The organism is Pseudomonas sp. YeP6b (genome assembly GCF_025642995.1).
In the GTDB taxonomy this organism is placed as follows: Bacteria; Pseudomonadota; Gammaproteobacteria; order Pseudomonadales; family Pseudomonadaceae; genus Aquipseudomonas.
Genome location: NZ_CP080090.1, coordinates 5,875,637 through 5,894,461 on the forward strand (window position 1 = coordinate 5,875,637; position 18,825 = coordinate 5,894,461).

Annotated in this window: 18 protein-coding genes; 13 read left to right on the forward strand and 5 right to left on the reverse strand. The window is 60.7% G+C overall.

Annotated features, from left to right (window positions below; all coding sequences use genetic code 11):
• Positions 1 to 2 precede the first annotated feature (2 nt).
• The 3 genes from KZH41_RS26525 (at position 3) to KZH41_RS26535 (ending at position 2,472) form a co-directional block, all read left to right on the forward strand.
• Positions 3 to 1,559, forward strand: a complete 1,557-nt coding sequence (locus tag KZH41_RS26525) for an AAA family ATPase (RefSeq protein ID WP_094950168.1) — start codon at positions 3 to 5, stop codon at positions 1,557 to 1,559.
• A gap of 93 nt (positions 1,560 to 1,652) precedes the next feature.
• Positions 1,653 to 1,997 (forward strand): pentapeptide repeat-containing protein, encoded by a 345-nt coding sequence (locus tag KZH41_RS26530; RefSeq protein WP_094950169.1) that lies wholly within the window; start codon positions 1,653 to 1,655, stop codon positions 1,995 to 1,997.
• 202 nt (positions 1,998 to 2,199) lie between these two features.
• Positions 2,200 to 2,472: a TfoX/Sxy family protein gene (locus KZH41_RS26535; protein ID WP_094950170.1), complete on the forward strand. Its 273-nt coding sequence runs from the start codon at positions 2,200 to 2,202 to the stop codon at positions 2,470 to 2,472.
• 271 nt (positions 2,473 to 2,743) lie between these two features.
• On the opposite strand, the gene KZH41_RS26540 is transcribed toward KZH41_RS26535, so the two are convergent.
• From KZH41_RS26540 to KZH41_RS26550, 3 genes are read right to left on the reverse strand one after another with little or no spacing between them, the layout of a single operon-like run.
• Positions 2,744 to 3,511, reverse strand: a complete 768-nt coding sequence (locus KZH41_RS26540) for a heme ABC transporter ATP-binding protein (protein WP_263274006.1) — start codon at positions 3,509 to 3,511, stop codon at positions 2,744 to 2,746.
• On the reverse strand, positions 3,511 to 4,548 hold the full coding sequence (locus tag KZH41_RS26545; protein WP_094950172.1) for a FecCD family ABC transporter permease: 1,038 nt from the start codon (positions 4,546 to 4,548) through the stop codon (positions 3,511 to 3,513). Before KZH41_RS26545 ends, KZH41_RS26540 begins: the two co-directional genes overlap by 1 nt.
• Positions 4,545 to 5,423 (reverse strand): heme/hemin ABC transporter substrate-binding protein, encoded by an 879-nt coding sequence (locus KZH41_RS26550; protein WP_263274007.1) that lies wholly within the window; start codon positions 5,421 to 5,423, stop codon positions 4,545 to 4,547. The genes KZH41_RS26545 and KZH41_RS26550 overlap by 4 nt, the downstream gene beginning before the upstream one ends.
• 156 nt (positions 5,424 to 5,579) lie before the next feature.
• Here KZH41_RS26550 and KZH41_RS26555 point away from each other — a divergent pair, with 156 nt between their 5' ends.
• A complete protein-coding gene (locus tag KZH41_RS26555) occupies positions 5,580 to 5,897 on the forward strand; it encodes a Rieske (2Fe-2S) protein (protein ID WP_094950174.1) in 318 nt (105 codons plus the stop codon).
• Here KZH41_RS26555 and sfsA read toward each other — a convergent pair.
• Both sfsA and KZH41_RS26565 read right to left on the reverse strand, forming a co-directional pair.
• Positions 5,894 to 6,607: a DNA/RNA nuclease SfsA gene (sfsA, locus tag KZH41_RS26560; RefSeq protein WP_242152544.1), complete on the reverse strand. Its 714-nt coding sequence runs from the start codon at positions 6,605 to 6,607 to the stop codon at positions 5,894 to 5,896. The two genes, KZH41_RS26555 and sfsA, sit on opposite strands and share 4 nt — an antisense overlap.
• Complete coding sequence (locus tag KZH41_RS26565; RefSeq protein ID WP_242152547.1) at positions 6,607 to 7,779, reverse strand: pyridoxal phosphate-dependent aminotransferase; 1,173 nt, start codon at positions 7,777 to 7,779, stop codon at positions 6,607 to 6,609. Before KZH41_RS26565 ends, sfsA begins: the two co-directional genes overlap by 1 nt.
• 320 nt (positions 7,780 to 8,099) lie before the next feature.
• Here KZH41_RS26565 and dksA point away from each other — a divergent pair, with 320 nt between their 5' ends.
• From dksA to panC, 9 genes are all read left to right on the forward strand, one after another.
• Positions 8,100 to 8,540 (forward strand): RNA polymerase-binding protein DksA, encoded by a 441-nt coding sequence (dksA, locus tag KZH41_RS26570; protein ID WP_026083092.1) that lies wholly within the window; start codon positions 8,100 to 8,102, stop codon positions 8,538 to 8,540.
• Positions 8,541 to 8,623: 83 nt separating this feature from the next.
• Positions 8,624 to 9,511 (forward strand): tRNA glutamyl-Q(34) synthetase GluQRS, encoded by an 888-nt coding sequence (gene gluQRS / locus KZH41_RS26575; RefSeq protein WP_094950177.1) that lies wholly within the window; start codon positions 8,624 to 8,626, stop codon positions 9,509 to 9,511.
• Positions 9,512 to 9,573: 62 nt separating this feature from the next.
• On the forward strand, positions 9,574 to 9,750 hold the full coding sequence (locus KZH41_RS26580; RefSeq protein ID WP_003176118.1) for a hypothetical protein: 177 nt from the start codon (positions 9,574 to 9,576) through the stop codon (positions 9,748 to 9,750).
• Positions 9,734 to 12,688, forward strand: a complete 2,955-nt coding sequence (locus KZH41_RS26585) for a sensor histidine kinase (protein WP_176462918.1) — start codon at positions 9,734 to 9,736, stop codon at positions 12,686 to 12,688. The genes KZH41_RS26580 and KZH41_RS26585 overlap by 17 nt, the downstream gene beginning before the upstream one ends.
• 22 nt (positions 12,689 to 12,710) lie before the next feature.
• The gene (locus KZH41_RS26590) at positions 12,711 to 14,147 is read left to right on the forward strand and encodes a sigma-54-dependent transcriptional regulator (RefSeq protein ID WP_242152557.1); all 1,437 of its coding nucleotides are present in this window, start codon (positions 12,711 to 12,713) and stop codon (positions 14,145 to 14,147) included.
• Between the two features lie 710 nt (positions 14,148 to 14,857).
• The gene (locus KZH41_RS26595) at positions 14,858 to 16,261 is read left to right on the forward strand and encodes a polynucleotide adenylyltransferase PcnB (RefSeq protein ID WP_094950180.1); all 1,404 of its coding nucleotides are present in this window, start codon (positions 14,858 to 14,860) and stop codon (positions 16,259 to 16,261) included.
• Between the two features lie 2 nt (positions 16,262 to 16,263).
• Positions 16,264 to 16,749 (forward strand): 2-amino-4-hydroxy-6-hydroxymethyldihydropteridine diphosphokinase, encoded by a 486-nt coding sequence (gene folK / locus KZH41_RS26600; protein WP_094950181.1) that lies wholly within the window; start codon positions 16,264 to 16,266, stop codon positions 16,747 to 16,749.
• A 304-nt stretch (positions 16,750 to 17,053) separates the two neighbouring features.
• On the forward strand, positions 17,054 to 17,854 hold the full coding sequence (gene panB, locus KZH41_RS26605) for a 3-methyl-2-oxobutanoate hydroxymethyltransferase (RefSeq protein WP_094950182.1): 801 nt from the start codon (positions 17,054 to 17,056) through the stop codon (positions 17,852 to 17,854).
• Entirely contained in the window at positions 17,851 to 18,702 is an 852-nt protein-coding gene (gene panC / locus KZH41_RS26610) for a pantoate--beta-alanine ligase (RefSeq protein ID WP_263274008.1), read from the forward strand. The genes panB and panC overlap by 4 nt, the downstream gene beginning before the upstream one ends.
• The last annotated feature ends 123 nt before the right edge of the window (positions 18,703 to 18,825 follow it).

Sequence of the window (18,825 nt, forward strand, 5' to 3'; positions counted from 1 at the left end):
CCGTGAGCCAGTCCCTGATCGCTGCCCTGCAAAACCCGGCTTTATATCCCCATCCGGTTGAAGCGTTTCAAGTTATCGAGACCCATATTTCCTGGGTCATCCTGACTGGCCCCTTCGCTTATAAATTGAAGAAACCGATGAACTTCGGCTTCCTGGATTTCACCCAGCTCAAGGATCGAGGCCACTTCTGCAACGAAGAGCTGCGCCTCAACCAGCGCCTGACTGAAGATTTGTATCTTGAAGTGTTGCCGATTACCGGCACTGCCGAAGCTCCGCAATTGGGCGGCGACGGCCCTGCGATCGAGTACGCGCTGAAAATGCGCCAGTTCCCGCAAAGCCAACTGCTCAGCACCCTGCAAGCCAATGGTGAACTGACCAGCGCGCACATTGATGAAATGGCCACGCAGATCGCACATTTCCATCTCACCGCGCCTAAGGTTCCCCAGGAGCACCCGGCCGGCACGCCGGACGAGGTGATGGCGCCAGTACGTCAGAACTTCGAGCAGATCCGCCCCTTCCTCAGCGACAAGGCTGACCTGGCACAACTGGAAGCCCTGCAAGCCTGGGCTGAAAGCAGCTTCGAGCGCCTCAAGCCACTGCTGGCACAGCGCAAACTGGAAGGCTTCACTCGCGAATGCCACGGCGATATCCACTTGGGCAACGCCACGCTGATCGACGGCCAAGTAGTGATCTTCGACTGCATCGAGTTCAACGAACCGTTCCGCTTCACCGATGTATGGGCCGACACCGGCTTCTTGGCGATGGACTTGGAAGACCGGGGCCTCAAATCCCTGGCACGCCGTTTTATCAGCCAGTACTTGGAATTGACCGGCGACTACCAAGGCCTCGAAGTGCTGAACTTCTATAAAGCCTACCGCGCGTTGGTACGCGCCAAGGTTGCGCTGTTCAGCATGCCGAGCGAAGCCAGCCCGGTGCAACGCGCCACCACGCTGCGCCAGTACCGCAACTATGCCAACCTGGCGGAAAGCTACAGCACCATTCCTTCGCGCTTTCTCGCAATTACCCACGGTGTATCGGCAGTCGGCAAAAGCCACGTTGCCATGCGCCTGGTAGAAGCGCTGGGCGCCGTGCGCCTGCGTTCGGATGTGGAGCGCAAGCGCCTGTTTGGCGAGCAGCAGGTGGAGAACACGCCACAGGCCGGCATCTACGCTGCCGACGCCAGCGCTGCTACCTATGCACGCTTGAACGAAATCGCCGAAACGGTCTTGCGCGCCGGCTACCCTGTCGCGCTGGATGCCACCTTCCTGAAACGCGAACAGCGCGACGCCGCCGCCAAGGTTGCTGAAGCCACCGGCGCGCCTTTCCTGATCCTGGATTGCAACGCACCACAAGCCGTTATCGCCAGCTGGCTGGCACAGCGTCAGGCGGATAAAAACGACCCGTCCGACGCGACGCTGACCGTCATCGAAGAGCAACAGGCCAATCGCGACCCGCTGACAGCCGAAGAGCTGCTGCTCAGCAAGCGTGTAGAGACCAATGAAAGCGGAACCTTGGATGCTCTGGTGGCGCATATTCGCCAGCGCCTGCCAGGCCTGTAAGAAATATTTCTTGGTCGTGTCACCGATCTACGGTGCACGACCGAGAAATAGTGGCACTATAATGGCGTCATAATTCCAACAGGAGTCGCCGTCATGAGTCACCCCAAGCTTCTTGATACCCCGCTCTACGCGCTCCTGCACAAGGACGACATTCGAGGTTTCAACCAGGAACGCCCTAAAGACGGGATCATCGACATGCGCGGTGGTGACTTCCGAGGGCTGGACCTGCGCGACCTGAACGCCGGTGGTGTCGATTTCACCGACGCCTACTTCCGTTCTGCCGACCTGCGCGGCCTGGACTTGCGCGACTGCTCGCTGGAAGGCGCCAGCCTGGCCCATGCACAGATTTCCGGCACTTACTTCCCCGCTGAACTGACTGCCGACGAGATCCTCATGTCGGTCAATTTCGGCACTCGCCTGCGCTACCGCACCAAGTGACGCCACCTACCGACCCCGGCTACGCATCCCGCGTGCCGGGTGATTCGCGCCTGCCTACCGCAAATCCCCCTAGCTATTCTTATAAGCTTTTCAGCCCTTCCTGACCAAAGAACCACGCTTTTCCTACTGAGCGCTACACTCCTTTTCAGGCTTGCCTGGTCACGATACCCACCGCACCATTCGGCCGTCGCAAGGAGGCTTGATGAACGATGAGCTGCAACACCTGAAAAACCTGGGCAAGACGTCGGCGCAGTGGCTGCATGCGGTGGGCATCCACAGCGCGTCCGACTTGCGCCGCCTGGGAGCGGTCGATGCCTACCGGGCCGTGAGAACTCGCGGGTTCCGAGCATCGAAAGTACTGCTGTATGCAATTGAAGGCGCGTTGATGGATGTGCACTGGAACGACATTTCTGCGGAGAGAAAGGAAGCACTGAACCGTCAGTTGGATGCCCTCTCAACGCGTCAGAAGAATTAGTTCGGCGACCAAACCCAATGTTTACGAGCCTTGCGAACACGTGATTGAGAAAACCAGCAGGATGCGCAAAAACAAATGTTGACTCTCAAATGAGAATCGTTATGATTATCACAACTGGTCGCGAGATCAGCCGATAACTGAAAGACCATTGGTTCGGACTCTCAGATTATCTCCTCATCAGGCTAATCACGGTTATTTGACCCGGCTCTTGCCGGGTCTTTTTTTACCTATAGAAAGCTGCCTGTAAAAAGCTGCCGACAGAAAGCGCGCCTCAGCGCGCAATAATCAACGGATGCCCACGCTCCGGATGCGGCTGCACCAACACATCCAAACCAAATACAGCCTTAAGTGGCTCAGGTCGCAACACCTCTGCGGGTGTATCCAAGGCATGTGGACGCCCACCCTCCAGCAACAGAATGCGGTCACAGTAGCGAGCCGCCAGGTTCAGGTCATGAAGGATCACCAACACTGCCGCGCCTCGATCGGCGAAGCTGCGGATGGCCTGCAAGGTCGTGTGCTGGTGCAAGGGGTCAAGCATCGACGTCGGCTCATCCAACAGTAACGTCTGGCCCGCCTCCCCCGGCCATAACTGCGCGAGCACCCGCGCCAGGTGCACACGTTGGCGCTCGCCGCCAGACAACGCTAAGTAGCTGCGACCACTCAAGTGCCCGACATCCGCCGCGTGCAACGCTGCATTGATGATCTCGTCATCACGCACTCGCCCGGTCTGATGCGGCAAACGTCCCATGCCAACGACCTCTTCAACCCGAAAGGCAAAATCCAGGGTCGACGTTTGCGGCAATACCGCCAGCCGCTGGGCACGCTGCGACCCCCTCCAGTTCTTCAACTCGTGCTGGTCCAGCCACACCTTGCCTTGGTCCGGATGCAGCTCACCGCACAACGCGCCGAGCAATGTACTTTTGCCAGCACCATTGGGCCCCAGCACGCCGAGCACTTCGCCCGGCAACAGGTCCAGGCTGACATCAGCCAACACAGTCTTGCGACCGCGCCGGATCTGCAGCGCTTCCACTCGCAGCATCAGGCACGCCCCCGCAATAACAGATAGAGAAAAAATGGTGCGCCGATAAACGCCGTTACGATACCAATCGGCAACTCCGCCGGCGCCAAGGCCAGGCGCGCCACCAAATCCGCAAACAACAGCAAACTCGCCCCCGCCAGTACTGAGGCCGGCAACAGTACCCGGTGATCCGGCCCCGCCAGCAACCGCACCAGATGCGGCACCACCAGCCCGACAAACCCGATCATCCCCGCCGCCGCCACTGCTGCGCCCACCCCCAAGGCAGTGCAGAACACCAGCTCACGCTTGAGCCCTTCCACATCAATCCCAAGATGACTGGCCTCGGACTCACCCAGCAACAATGCATTCAGCGCCTTGGCCCGGCGCGGCAACCACAGCGCCACACCGGCGCTCACCAGCAGCAACGGCCACAACCGCGAATAGCTTGCGCCATTGAGGCTGCCCAGGTTCCAGAAGGTCAGGGTGCGCAAGGTGGCGTCGTCCGCCAGGTAGGTAAACAACCCCACCGCCGAGCTGGCGAGGGCCGTGAGGGCGATGCCGGCAAGCAGCATCGTTGCGACATTGGTCTGGCCGTTACGGCGCCCCAAGCGGTAGACCAGCGCCGTGACCCCCAAACCACCCAGAAAGGCACATAACGACAGCAAGTACGGCCCAACCGCATCCGGCAGCCCGCCAAACAACGAACCACCCACAATCGCAACCGCCGCCCCCAGCGCCGCGCCACTGGACACCCCGACCAACCCCGGATCAGCCAGCGGGTTACGGAACAACCCCTGCATCGCCACACCCGACAACGCCAGCACGCCGCCGACCGCCAGGCCGAGCAATGTGCGCGGCAGGCGGATCTGCCCCAGGATCAGCTCGGCCTGTTCCAGGCCTTGGGCTTCAATCGGCACGCCCATCAAGCGCAAGGCGGCCCTGAGTGTATCTAACAACGGCAAGCTGACAGGCCCTAGGGCCAATGAGAGCCAGATCGCCAAGACACACAACAGCGCCAGCCCGATAAACAGCGTTTTCGGTTTAACCAGAGTGGTCATGGGGCAGGGTTAGCCTGGGACGGATAAAACCCGGCAGACAGTTGCACCAGGCTTTGCGGCAAACGTGGCCCCAGGCCGCCGACCAGCAGGGTCGGGTCCAGCTCGAACACCCGGCCATTTTTGGCCGCCGGCGTTGAGGCCAAAATCGGGTTTTCCTTGAACAAGGCCGCACGCGCGGCATCGCCGGTCAGGGCACGGTCAGCAAACACCAGTACATCAGGGCTCAACCCAGCCAGCGACTCCACCGAAAAGGGTTTGTAGCCGGTGTGGGTCGCAAGGTTGCGCCCACCCGCCTGTTGCAACAGCCAATCAGCGGCGGTGTCTTTACCCGCGATCAGCGGCTTGCCGCCCGCATGGCCGAGCAACAACAGCACACCCGGCGCCTTCTGCGTGGCTTGGGCCTGGGTGACCCAGTGCTTCTGCTGCTCAAGTGCCTGTTCATATCCGGTAAACAATTCGTTGGCTTTTGCCTCGCTGCCCAGCAACTTGCCCAAGTGCTGCAGGTTGCCCTTCAGGGTTGGAAGGTCCGGCTCGGCCGAGAACATCTCCACCTGCACGCCCGCACCACGAATCTGCGCGAGCACCGGCGGCGGCCCCATTTCTTCGGTACCCACCAGTACTTGCGGGCGCAGGCTGAGGATGCCTTCAGCCGACAACTGCCGCTGATAACCGATACTCGGCAACGCTTTCAGCGACGCCGGGTGCTGGCTGGTGGTATCGACTCCCACCAACTTCGACTCACCGCCCAAGGCCGTCACCCATTCCGATAGCGCCCCACCCGCACTGACCCAGCGTTGTGGCAGTTCAGAGGCTTGCGCCCCGTGGTTGACCAGCAGTGAGGCAACAAGCGCAATAGCGCTGGTACTCAAGCGCATAACAGGGTTTCCTTCCAAGGGCAGGGCCACTCAAGCACTCATCAATGTGACAGATTAAGCCTGCCTGGCATCGTACTGAGCGCCCAATCAGCTGACGGGCGAAGCCGGTATTTGATAATTGTTTGCATTTGCACGTCAAGGCACTTAAGGATTGAAATGAAGTTTCTCTGCCCCTCCGATACCCTCGCGCCCAACAGCAGCCTCGGTTTTGAGATCGACGGTTGCAAGCTATTGGCCGTACGCCGGGACGGGATTGCCTACTTCTATATCAACCGCTGCCCCCATCGCGGTATCCCGTTGGAATGGCAGCCCGACCAGTTCCTCGACACCAGCGCCAGCCTGATCCAGTGCGCCACGCACGGCGCACTGTTTCTGATCGAAAGCGGCGAATGCATCGCCGGCCCCTGCGCGGGCCAAAGCCTCACCGCCCTGCCCGGCCGCGAAGACGCACAGGGCTTGTGGGTGGAACTCTAGTCGCCGATCAGCACCTCCAAACGGCGGTCGACGTAAATTTCCTCAGGCGTGACGTGCACACCGTAGGCCAGCACCTCCACACCGGCGGCCTTGGCCTCGCGCAACGCCGCAGCGTAACCGGCGTCGATTTCCACCGCCGGGCGCACCGCCTCGATGCCCGACAGGTTGACGCAATACAACTGCACCGCCCGCACACCCTCACGCGCCAGGTGCGCCAACTCGCGTAAGTGCTTGGCGCCGCGCTGGGTCACGGCATCGGGAAAGGCTGCCACTGCCGTGCCGTCAAAGCCCAAGGTGACACTTTTGACTTCGACAAACGCCGCGCCCTGTGGGTAATCCAGGCGAAAATCGATGCGGCTTTTTTCCTGGCCGTAAGGCACTTCGCGCTTCAACGCGGTAAAGCCGTTGAGCTCAGTGATGACCCCGGCACGCAACGCCTCCTCAACCAGCTGATTGGCGCGCGCGGTGTTGACGCACGCCAGCCGGCCCTGAGGCGTTTCGGCGATCTCCCAGGTGCCTGGCAATTTACGCTTGGGGTCGGTGGAGCGACTGAACCAGACCTGGCCGCCCTCCACCATGCAATTGAACATCGAACCGGTGTTCGGGCAGTGAATCGTCAGCAACTCGCCGGTAACGGTTTCGATATCGGTGAGAAAACGCTTGTAGCGGCGAATCAGCCGCGCTTCTTCGAGGGGAGGATGAAAACGCATCAGCCTTGCCAGCTCCGCAAACCACGGGCGATGCGCTCCACCGCCTCCTGTAACCGATCGAGGTTTTGCGTGTAGGCAAAACGCACATGATGACCGGCTTGATAGCGGCCGAAATCCAGCCCCGGCGTGAAGGCTACGTGTTCGGTTTCGAGGAAATGACGGCAGAACGCGAAGGCATCGCCGCCGAACGCGCTGATATCGGCGTACAAGTAGAACGCGCCTTCCGGTTCTACCGCAATGCCGAAGCCCAACTCGCGCAGGGCGGGCAGTAGGAAGTCCCGCCGGCGACCGAATTCGGCGCGGCGCTCTTCCAGAATGCTCAGGGTTTGCGGGGTAAAGCAGGCCAACGCCGCGTACTGGGCCATGCTCGGCGCACTGATATAGAGGTTTTGCGCCAGCTTCTCCAATTCGCTTACCGCAGCGGGCGGCGCCACCAGCCAACCGAGGCGCCAGCCGGTCATGCCGAAATACTTCGAAAAACTATTTAGGACAAACGCGTCGTCGTCGACTTCCAGCACGCTGGCGGCGTCGGTGCCGTAAGTAAGGCCGTGATAGATCTCGTCTACCACCAAGTGACCGTTACGCGCCTTGATTGCGCTCGACAACCCCGCCAATTCGTCCCGCGTGAGGATCGTGCCGGTGGGGTTGGCCGGCGACGCGACCAGCGCGCCCACGCTGTCCTGGTCCCAATGTTTGGCCACCAGGTCGGCGGTCAATTGGTAGCGCACGTCCGGGCCGACCGGCACCAGTTGCGCCGCGCCTTCCACCAAGCGCAGGAAATGTCGGTTGCACGGGTAGCCTGGATCGGCGAGCAACCAATGTTTGCCCGGGTCGACCAGCAGGCTGCTCGCTAGCAGCAAGGCGCCGGAGCCGCCCGGAGTGATCAGGATGCGCTCAGGATCAATGCTTAGCCCGTAGCGCTGCTGGTAAAACCCGCTGATGGCCTCGCGCAACTCGGGCAGCCCACGGGCCGCGGTGTAGCGGGTTTTGCCGTTGGCCAACGCTGCCTGGCCGGCCTGGATGATCGGCTCGGCCGTGGTGAAGTCCGGCTCGCCGATTTCCAAATGGATCACATCATGGCCGGCCGCCTGCAGCTCATTGGCTCGCGCCAGCAGCGCCATGACATGAAAGGGTTCGATGGCGCGACTGCGCGCACTGTAGGGCTGAGCCATTAGCCTTCCTTAACGGTGAGGACAAAATCAGGATTCTACCGAACCCTCGCGGTAAAACATGCTCTATTGCCTGCTCGGCCGTCGACGATGAACCCAGCACGCGCTTGCAAAACGACTAAAATCAACATTCGAGGCAAGCTATACCCAGCCATGGCGGGCTGCTGCTGTTTGCAACCCCGCCGTATTGGGCCTCGACAACCGGGAGTGGCGCACCCCGAATCTATCTGGTAAGTTCGCCCGCTTGCAGCCGCAGGGCCGGCAGGTGTCGGTGACGTTGCAATCCTGCGCAATGGATTAGAAGAGTGAGAGGCGGTCTATTCATGTCCACCCAAGCAAAGCAACAGCAGCAGAGCCTCAGTGGCTTCACACCTTACGTCGAAGCGAAAGGTGAGGAGTACATGGGCAAGCCCATGCGCCAGCACTTCACCAAGATCCTGCAGAAGTGGAAGCAGGACTTGATGCAAGAGGTCGACCGCACCGTTGACCACATGAAGGACGAAGCCGCCAACTTCCCGGACCCGGCAGACCGTGCCAGCCAGGAAGAGGAATTCGCCCTCGAACTGCGAGCCCGTGATCGTGAACGCAAGCTGATCAAGAAAATCGACAAAACGCTGCAACTGATCGAAGACGAGGAATATGGCTGGTGCGAATCCTGCGGCGTCGAGATTGGTATTCGCCGCCTGGAAGCCCGCCCAACCGCGGACCTGTGCGTAGACTGCAAGACCTTGGCTGAAATCAAGGAAAAACAGGTCGGCAAGTAATCCTGCCGGGCTGAACGAATGGGGCGTGCAAACGCCCCATTTTTGTTTCTGGCGTTTGCCGATTTTCCAGTAGTATCCGGCCCATGACAGCCTCTACCTATATCGGGCGTTTCGCCCCCACGCCCAGCGGCCATTTGCACTTCGGCTCGCTGGTTGCCGCCCTCGCCTCCTACCTTGATGCCCGCGCCAATCAAGGCCGCTGGCTAATGCGCATGGAAGACCTCGACCCACCCCGCGAAGAGCCCGGCGCCCAGGCAGCGATCCTGCACGCCTTGGAAAGCTATGGCTTTGAATGGGACGGTGAACTGGTCCGACAAAGCGAACGGCATGACGCCTACGCCGAAGTCCTCAACGGCCTGTTCAACCACGGCCTGGCCTACGCCTGCACCTGTTCGCGCAAACAACTGGAGCCCTACCACGGGATTTACCCGGGTTTGTGCCGCAATGCCGGGCATGACCAGCAAGATGCGGCGATCCGCCTGCGCGTGCCTGAGCTGGAATACCACTTTACCGACCGCGTACAAGGCGAATTCCGACAGCACTTGGGCCGCGATGTAGGCGATTTCGTCATCCGTCGCCGCGACGGCCTGTATGCCTATCAACTGGCCGTGGTGCTCGACGATGCCTGGCAAGGTGTGACCGATATCGTGCGCGGCGCCGACCTGCTCGATTCCACGCCGCGCCAGCTGTACCTGCAAGAACTGCTGGGCCTGCGCCAGCCGCGCTACCTGCACGTGCCGTTGATCGTCCAACCGGACGGTAATAAGTTGGGCAAATCCTACCGTTCCCCGCCGTTGACACCCGACCAAGCCACGCCTTTGCTGTTAAGGGCATTGCGCGCCCTCGGCCAGCCGGCCGGCGCAGAACTGCTGCACGCCAGCCCACGGGAACTGCTGGATTGGGGCATTGCGCACTGGGATGCAACCCGGATCCCGCGCACACTCACGCTGGCCGAAGCGCAATTGAGCTGAAGGCGCTTGCAGGTTGCCAGCCATCCGTTACCATCGCCGCAGTTTTTTAATCAGAGGCCAACATGTACATCTATCGATTGGTCCTGCTGCTGGTCGTCGGGATCTACCTGTTTTCCCCCGCCATCATGGATTGGTGGATCGACGCCACAGGCGCCTGGTATCGCCCTTATCTGCTGTGGCTGATCCTGATCGTCGTGACCTTTATCCTGCAGAGCCAAAAAGATGCCGATGAGCTTTAGCCTCACCCAGATGCTGCTGATCAGCGCCGCCTACCTGGCTGCGCTGTTCGCCGTGGCCTGGATCAGTGAGCGCGGAATGATTCCGCGGGCGATCATTCGCCATCCGTTGACCTACACCTTGTCCTTGGGCGTCTACGCCAGCGCCTGGGCGTTTTATGGCACCGTGGGCCTGGCCTATCAGTACGGCTACGGCTTTCTTTCCAGTTACCTTGGGGTGTCCGGCGCGTTCCTGCTGGCGCCGGTGTTGCTGTACCCGATCCTGAAAATCACCCGCACCTACCAGCTGTCGTCCCTGGCGGACCTGTTTGCCTTCCGCTTTCGTAGCACCTGGGCCGGCGCGCTGACCACGATTTTCATGCTGCTCGGCGTGTTGCCGCTGCTGGCCCTGCAAATCCAGGCCGTGGCGGATTCCATCAGCATCCTCACCCGCGAGCCGGTGCAGCATCGCGTCGCCCTGGCCTTCTGCGCGCTGATCACGCTGTTCACGATTTTCTTCGGTTCACGCCATATCGCCACCCGTGAAAAACACGAAGGCCTGGTGTTCGCGATTGCCTTTGAGTCGGTGATCAAGCTGATCGCCATCGGCGGTGTCGGCCTGTATGCACTCTATGGTGTGTTCGACGGCCCGCAACAGCTGGAACTGTGGCTGCTGCAAAACCAGACCGCCCTCGCCGCCCTGCACACACCGTTGCAGGAAGGCCCATGGCGCACGCTGTTGCTGGTGTTCTTCGCCTCGGCGATTGTGATGCCGCACATGTACCACATGACGTTCACCGAAAACCTCAACCCGCGCTCCCTGGTCAGCGCCAGCTGGGGCCTGCCGCTGTTCCTGTTGCTGATGAGCCTGGCGGTGCCGTTGATTCTATGGGCCGGCCTCAAGCTGGGGGCGACCACCAACCCGGAATACTTCACCCTCGGCGTCGGCATTGCCGCCAATAGCAAATCCCTGGCGTTGCTGGCTTACGTCGGCGGTTTGTCAGCGGCCAGTGGCTTAATCATCGTCACCACGCTGGCACTGTCGGGCATGGCGCTCAATCACTTGGTGCTGCCGCTGTATCAGCCGCCGGCCGAAGGCAACATTTACCGCTGGCTGAAATGGACGCGCCGCGCGCTGATCGTCGCAATCATCATGGCCGGCTATGGTTTCTACCTGCTGCTGGGCGCCGGGCAAGACTTGGCCAACCTCGGCATCGTCGCGTTCGTCGCCACCTTGCAGTTCCTGCCGGGCGTGTTGTCGGTGCTGTACTGGCCGACGGCCAATCGCCGTGGGTTTATCGCCGGGCTGCTGGCGGGGATTCTGGTGTGGATCGTCACCATGCTGCTACCGCTGGTCGGTAACTTGCAGGGCTTCTACATTCCGTTGCTGAACATGATTTACGTGCTCGATGACACCAGCTGGCACATGGCGGCCATCGCCTCGCTGGCGGCCAACGTGCTGATGTTCACCCTGATCTCGTTGTTCACCAACGCCAGCCCCGAAGAAACCAGCGCCGCCGAAGCCTGCGCAGTGGACAACGTGCGCCGCCCGCAACGCCGCGAACTGCATGCTGCCTCGCCCCAGGAGTTCGCCACGCAACTGGCCAAGCCGTTGGGCGCCAAGGCTGCGCAGAAGGAAGTCGAGCAGGCGCTGCGCGATCTGTACCTGCCGTTCGACGAGCGCCGCCCGTACGCGCTGCGCCGCTTGCGCGACCGCATCGAGGCCAACCTGTCCGGGTTGATGGGGCCGAGCGTGTCCCAGGACATGGTCGAAACCTTCCTGCCCTATAAGGCCGGCGGCGAAAACTACGTGACCGAAGATATCCATTTCATCGAGAGCCGGCTGGAGGACTACCACTCACGCCTCACCGGCCTTGCCGCCGAACTCGATGCGCTGCGCCGTTACCACCGCCAAACCCTGCAAGAATTACCGATGGGCGTGTGTTCCCTGGCCAAGGATCAAGAGATCCTGATGTGGAACAAGGCCATGGAAGAACTGACCGGCATCGCGGCGCAGCGGGTGGTGGGCTCACGCCTGAACACCCTGGGCGACCCATGGAAAGAACTGCTGCAAGGCTTTATCAACCTGCCCGACGAGCATTTGCACAAGCAGCACCTGGCGCTCGACGGCCAGACCCGCTGGCTCAACCTGCACAAAGCCGCCATCGACGAGCCGCTGGCGCCCGGTAACAGCGGCCTGGTGCTGCTGGTTGAAGACTTGACCGACACCCAAATGCTCGAAGACAAGCTGGTGCACTCCGAGCGACTGGCCAGCATTGGCCGTCTGGCGGCGGGCGTGGCCCACGAAATTGGCAACCCGATCACCGGTATCGCGTGCCTGGCGCAGAACCTGCGCGAGGAGCGCGAAGAAGACGGCGAAATCACCGAAATCAGCGGGCAGATCCTCGAACAGACCAAGCGCGTTTCGCGCATCGTGCAATCGCTGATGAGCTTCGCCCATTCCGGCGCCCATCAGAATCAGGACGAAGCGGTGTGTCTGGCCGAAGTGGCGCAGGATGCCATTGGGCTGCTGGCCTTGAACCGGCGCAATTTCGAAGTACAGTTCTTCAATCTGTGCGACCCGGACCACTGGGTCGACGGCGATTCCCAACGCTTGGCGCAGGTGCTGATCAACCTGCTGTCCAACGCCCGCGACGCCTCCCCGCCGCACAGCGCGGTACGCGTCAAGAGCGAGGCTTTCGAGCACACGGTCGATCTGATCGTGGAAGACGAAGGCAGCGGTATTCCACAGAACATCATGGACCGATTGTTCGAACCTTTCTTCACCACCAAGGACCCCGGTGAAGGTACCGGTCTGGGCCTTGCACTGGTCTATTCCATCGTTGAAGAGCATTATGGACAAATCACCATCGACAGCCCGGCTGACACCGAAAGCCAACGCGGCACCCGTATTCGGGTGACCTTGCCGCGTCATGTCGAAGCGACGTCCGCTGTGAACTGAGACCGTCGAGAGAATTGAATCAATGCCGCACATTTTGATCGTCGAAGACGAAACAATTATCCGCTCTGCCTTGCGTCGCCTGCTTGAACGTAATCAGTACCAGGTCAGCGAAGCCGGCTCGGTGCAGGAAGCCCAAGAGCGATTCAGCATTCCCACGTTCGACCTGATTGTCAGCGACCTGCGCCTGCCGGGCGCGCCCGGTACCGAGCTGATCAAGCTTGGCCAGGGCACCCCGGTGCTGATCATGACCAGCTACGCCAGCCTGCGCTCGGCAGTGGACTCGATGAAGATGGGCGCGGTGGACTACATCGCCAAGCCTTTCGACCACGACGAAATGCTCCAGGCCGTGGCCCGCATTCTGCGCGACCGTCAGTCGGCCAGCAGCGCGCCCGCCGAACAGCGCCCCGCCGGCAAGGCTGCCAATGGTGCGGACAAGCCAGGCGTCGACAACAGCAATGGCGAGATCGGCATCATCGGCTCCTGCCCGCCCATGCAGGATCTTTACAGCAAGATCCGCAAAGTGGCGCCCACCGACTCCAATGTATTGATCCAGGGCGAATCTGGCACCGGTAAAGAACTGGTGGCCCGCGCCCTGCACAACCTGTCCAAGCGCGCCAAGGCACCGATGATTTCGGTGAACTGCGCAGCGATCCCCGAATCCCTGATCGAGTCCGAACTGTTCGGCCACGAAAAAGGCGCGTTTACCGGCGCCAGCGCCGGGCGTGCGGGCCTGGTGGAAGCGGCGGACGGCGGCACGTTATTTCTCGACGAAATCGGCGAGCTACCCCTGGAAGCCCAGGCGCGCTTGCTGCGCGTGTTGCAGGAAGGCGAGATTCGCCGCGTAGGCTCGGTGCAATCACAGAAGGTCGATGTTCGCCTGATCGCAGCGACCCACCGTGACCTCAAGAGCCTGGCCAAGATCGGCCAGTTCCGTGAAGACTTGTATTACCGCCTGCACGTGATCGCCCTCAAGTTGCCGGCCCTGCGTGAGCGCGGCGCCGACGTCAACGAGATCGCCAGTGCCTTTCTGCTGCGCCAGAGCGCGCGCATCAACCGCACCGATCTCAAGTTCGCACCGGACGCTGAGCAGGCGATTCGGCATTACTCGTGGCCGGGTAACGTGCGGGAACTGGAGAATGCGGTCGAGCGAGCGGTGATCCTGTCGGAGAGCCCGGAAATTTCCGCCGAGCTGCTGGGCATCGATATCGAGCTCAGTGACCTGGAAGACGACGACTTCATCGGCCTGGCCCCACAACAGGGCGGTAGCAATACCAGCCATGAGCCGACGGAAGATTTGTCATTGGAAGATTACTTCCAGCACTTCGTCCTTGAGCATCAGGACCACATGACCGAGACCGAACTGGCTCGCAAGCTGGGCGTGAGCCGCAAGTGCCTGTGGGAACGGCGCCAGCGCCTGGGTATTCCACGGCGCAAGACCGGGGTGGCCAGCGAAAGTTGAGGGTGCGCCCCCACAGGTAACACTCTCAGATGTGAAAAAACTGTTACCGCTGCTTTTTCGCGTAACAAAAGCCGGGGCTTACGGTAACGAAGCCCCGGCTTTTTTTGGCCCTCAAAAAACCCGAAACCACCTCAACCCCCCGATTTTGCTGGGCGGCACAAAAGTTGGCACGCACCCTGCTATATGCTTAGTACAAAAACAATAACAAGCTCAGTACCAGACAATAAAAATAAGACGAATCGACTCACGCATAATAAAAACAACACGGCGGAGGCGCAGCTAACTGATTCTTTTGGAGAGGCGTTGCATTTGGGGCTTGCCCCGCAACCAGGCCGAGAACAACAAAAACTGCCCTAAGGCAGAGCCTGAACTGGTTGGATCGTAGATCAGCAACACAGCGACCAAAGCAATCCGTTTGCTCTTGACTCCCGATTGGGAGTGTCATGAAGGTAGAACTTCACGGCGAGGGCGATCAACAAAAACAAGAAGCCCGCAATCAATAATAAAAATAGAGCACGCAACTACTTCTGGGGGAGCTTCGGCTCCCCTTGTAGTTTCCGCAATTTGGTACCTGCCAATCCTTCTTTTAAGCTTCTGGCTCAAGCCTTGCAGCTTGTTCCTACACCATCCCCCGACTAAATGCTAGAATCCCGGCCCATCATGCGGTCATTCTTCGTTATGGCCGAACATTCCTTCAAACAGTGCATCCCATGCTGAAGAAGTTGTTCCAGTCATTCCGTTCCCCCTTGCGTCGTACGCAACACATTCGCAGCACGCCTGAAGTGCTTAACAGCAATCAGCATTCATTGCAGCGCGCTCAATTCAGCCGTTATGCAGTGAACATCGTCGAACGTTTGCAGAACGCCGGCTACCAGGCTTACCTGGTGGGTGGTTGCGTGCGCGACATGTTGCTTAATATCACGCCCAAGGATTTCGACGTCGCCACCAGCGCCACGCCCGAACAAGTGCGTGCCGAATTTCGCAATGCGCGAATCATCGGTCGCCGCTTCAAATTGGTGCACATCCACTTTGGACGCGAAATCATCGAGGTCGCGACCTTCCGCGCCGGCCACCCGCAAAACGATGAAGAGGAAGACACCAACCAGTCTTCCCGCAACGAGAGCGGGCGCATCCTGCGCGACAACGTTTACGGCACCTTGGAAGAAGACGCGCAACGCCGCGACTTCACCATCAATGCCTTGTATTACGACCCGGTCAGCGAGCGCATCCTCGATTACGCCAATGGCGTACACGACATTCGCAACAACCTGATCCGCTTGATCGGCGACCCGACGCAGCGCTACCAGGAAGACCCGGTGCGCATGCTGCGAGCGGTGCGTTTCGCCGCCAAGCTGAACTTCGGTATCGAGAAACACACTGCCGCGCCGATTCGTGAGCTGGCGCCGATGCTGCGGGAAATTCCTTCAGCGCGCCTGTTTGAAGAAGTGCTCAAGCTGTTCCTCTCGGGGTATGCCGCCGACACCTTCGAAATGCTGGTGGACCTGCAGTTGTTCGACCCATTGTTCCCGGCCAGCGCCGAGGCATTGGAATACAACCCGACCTACACCCACACGCTGATCAGCGAAGCCTTGATCAACACGGACTTGCGCATCAAACAGAACAAACCGGTGACCCCGGCGTTCCTGTTTGCCGCCTTGTTGTGGCCAGCGCTTCCAAAACGCGTAATGCGCCTGCAGGACCGTGGCATGCCTGCGATTCCGGCCATGCAGGAAGCCGCGCACGAGCTGATCGCCGAGCAGTGCCAGCGCATCGCTATCCCGAAACGCTTCACCATGCCGATCCGCGAGATCTGGGACATGCAGGAGCGCCTGCCACGCCGCAGCGGCAAACGCGCCGACCTGCTACTGGACAACCCGCGCTTCCGTGCCGGCTACGACTTCCTGCTGCTGCGCGAAAGCGCCGGCGAGCAGACCGACGGCCTGGGCGAATGGTGGACCGATTACCAGGACGCCAATGACAGCCAACGCCGCGACATGATTCGTGACCTCGGCAGCAAAGGCGATGGCGCTGGCGATGGGCCGAAGAAGCGTCGTCGCAGTTCCAGCAAGCGCAAACGCACGTCTGCCGATGCCTCGGGCGCCGCAGGCGAATAAACGTGGAACGTATCTACATCGGCATGGGCAGCAACCTGGCTGCCCCGGACCAGCAATTGCGCAGCGCCGCCCAGGCGCTGGCATTGCTGCCCGGCACCACCCTCGCAGGCGTGTCCGCCTTCTATCAAAGTGATTCGCTGCTCCCGGGCCAACCGCGCTACACCAATGCGGTCGCGGCCCTGGACAGCAACCTCGCGCCACTGGCACTGCTCGATGCGCTGCAAGCCATCGAGAACGACCAGGGCCGCGAGCGCCTCGAGCGTTGGGGCCCGCGTACTTTGGACCTGGATATCCTGCTGTTTGGCGATCGCTTGATCGACGAGCCACGCCTGACGGTGCCTCACTATCAGATGCACTTGCGCGCGTTTGTGTTGTACCCGCTGGCTGAGCTGGCGCCGGCCGACCTGCAGTTGCCCGACGGCCGTACGCTCAAAGCGCTGCTGACGGCCTGCCCGTTTGTCGGGCTGGAACGCCTCCCTAAAGTCTGATCCGGTCCCGGTGGGAGCTGGCGTGCCTGCGATAGCATGACTGCCGAACCGAGTCGCCTGCATCGCAGGCAAGCCAGCGCCCACCCGTAACAGCGGTAACACCGCACTCGTAACAATGCGGTAACACATCCAATTGACTTACCGAGCCCTCATCACGACTATAGGCGTCCCGCTGCCGCCAACCCGGCGCTGAAGGGCGCAATCCAGGCCTTATAAGCACTGCTCTCAAGACAGTGCGCCTGTATAAACGAAGACTCACGCGCGTTACTCGCTGTTTCCAAGCGCCTGAACGAGGACCCTTTTCATGCCAGACATTACCCTGACCACCTTGCAGAGCCTCAAGCTCAAAGGTGAAAAAATCGCCATGCTGACCTGCTATGACGCCACCTTCGCCCAGGCCTGTTGCCAGGCCGGCGTCGAGGTGCTGCTGGTGGGTGACTCCCTCGGCATGGTTTTGCAAGGGAATGACAGCACCCTGCCCGTCACCACTGATGAACTCGCCTACCACACGGCCAGCGTCAAGCGCGGTAACGACGGCGCCTTCATCATCGCTGACCTGCCGTTCATGGGTTACGCCACCCTCGAACAGACCTTTCAAAACGCCGGCAAACTGATGCAAGCCGGTGCGCACATGATCAAAGTCGAAGGTGCCGTGTGGCTCGCCGAGCCGATCCGTTTGCTGGCTGAGCGCGGTGTGCCGGTGTGCGCGCACATGGGCCTGACACCGCAGTCGGTGAACATCCTCGGCGGCTACAAAGTACAAGGCCGTAATGAAGCCCAGGCGCGCCAGATGCGTGCGGATGCCATCGCCCTGGAACAAGCCGGGGCTGCGATGATCGTGCTGGAGTGCGTGCCGAGCGAACTGGCTGCTGAGATCACGCAGGCCGTCAAAGTGCCGGTGATCGGCATTGGCGCAGGTGCCGATACCGATGGCCAGGTTCTGGTGTTGCACGACATGCTCGGCCTGTCGCTGACCGGCCGTGCGCCGAAATTCGTGAAGAACTTCATGGCCGGCCAAGAGAGTATCCAGGCCGCGTTGAGCGCTTACGTCAACGAAGTTAAAGCCGTTACTTTCCCAAGCGCTGAACACGGATTCTCTGCATGAACACCGTTAAAACCGTACGAGAACTGCGCGCCGCCGTCGCCCACGCGCGCAGCGCCGGCAAACGCATCGGCTTTGTGCCCACGATGGGCAACCTGCACAGCGGTCACGCCACGTTGGTGACCAAGGCCGCGCAGCAGTCGGATTTTGTGGTGGCGAGCATCTTCGTCAACCCGCTGCAATTCGGCGCAGGCGAAGATTTGGACAAGTACCCTCGCACGCTGGCGGCGGATCAGGAAAAGCTGCTGCAAGCCGGTTGCAACCTGCTGTTCGCGCCGACCGTCGAAGAAATGTACCCCGGCGGCATGAGCGGCCAGACCCGCGTCAGTGTTCCGCAACTGTCCGAAGGCCTATGCGGCGCCAGCCGCCCCGGGCACTTCGAAGGCGTGGCCACAGTGGTGAGCAAGCTGTTCAATATGGTCCAGCCGGACATGGCCGTGTTTGGCCAGAAGGATTACCAGCAACTGGCGGTGATCCGCGCCATGGTGCATGACCTGAACATGCCGATCCAGATCATCGGCGAGCCGACCGTACGTGCCGCTGACGGCCTCGCGCTGTCATCGCGCAACGGCTACCTCACCGACGAGCAGCGTGCCATCGCCCCGGTGCTGTACCGCAGCCTCAGCCAGATTGCCACGGCGATCAAAGCCGGTGACCACGATTTCGCCAAGCTGCGTGCCGAGCAAATCCAGCACATTGAAGCCGCCGGCTTGCGCATGGATTACCTCGAAGTGCGCCAAGGCGTGCATTTGCGCCCGGCCACGGGTGAGGATCGCGATGTGGTGATCCTGGTTGCAGCGTATCTGGGGGCGACTCGCCTGATCGATAACTTGCACCTGAACCTGGCCTGACCACCCCCGCCTTTTCTCATTGAAAAAACACCGCACCTGTTGCCCTCCCCGCTGTGCCGGTATAAAAAAGTACCGGCCACAGCGCAGACAAAGCCAAGACATATCGACACGCTAGGTTTAATG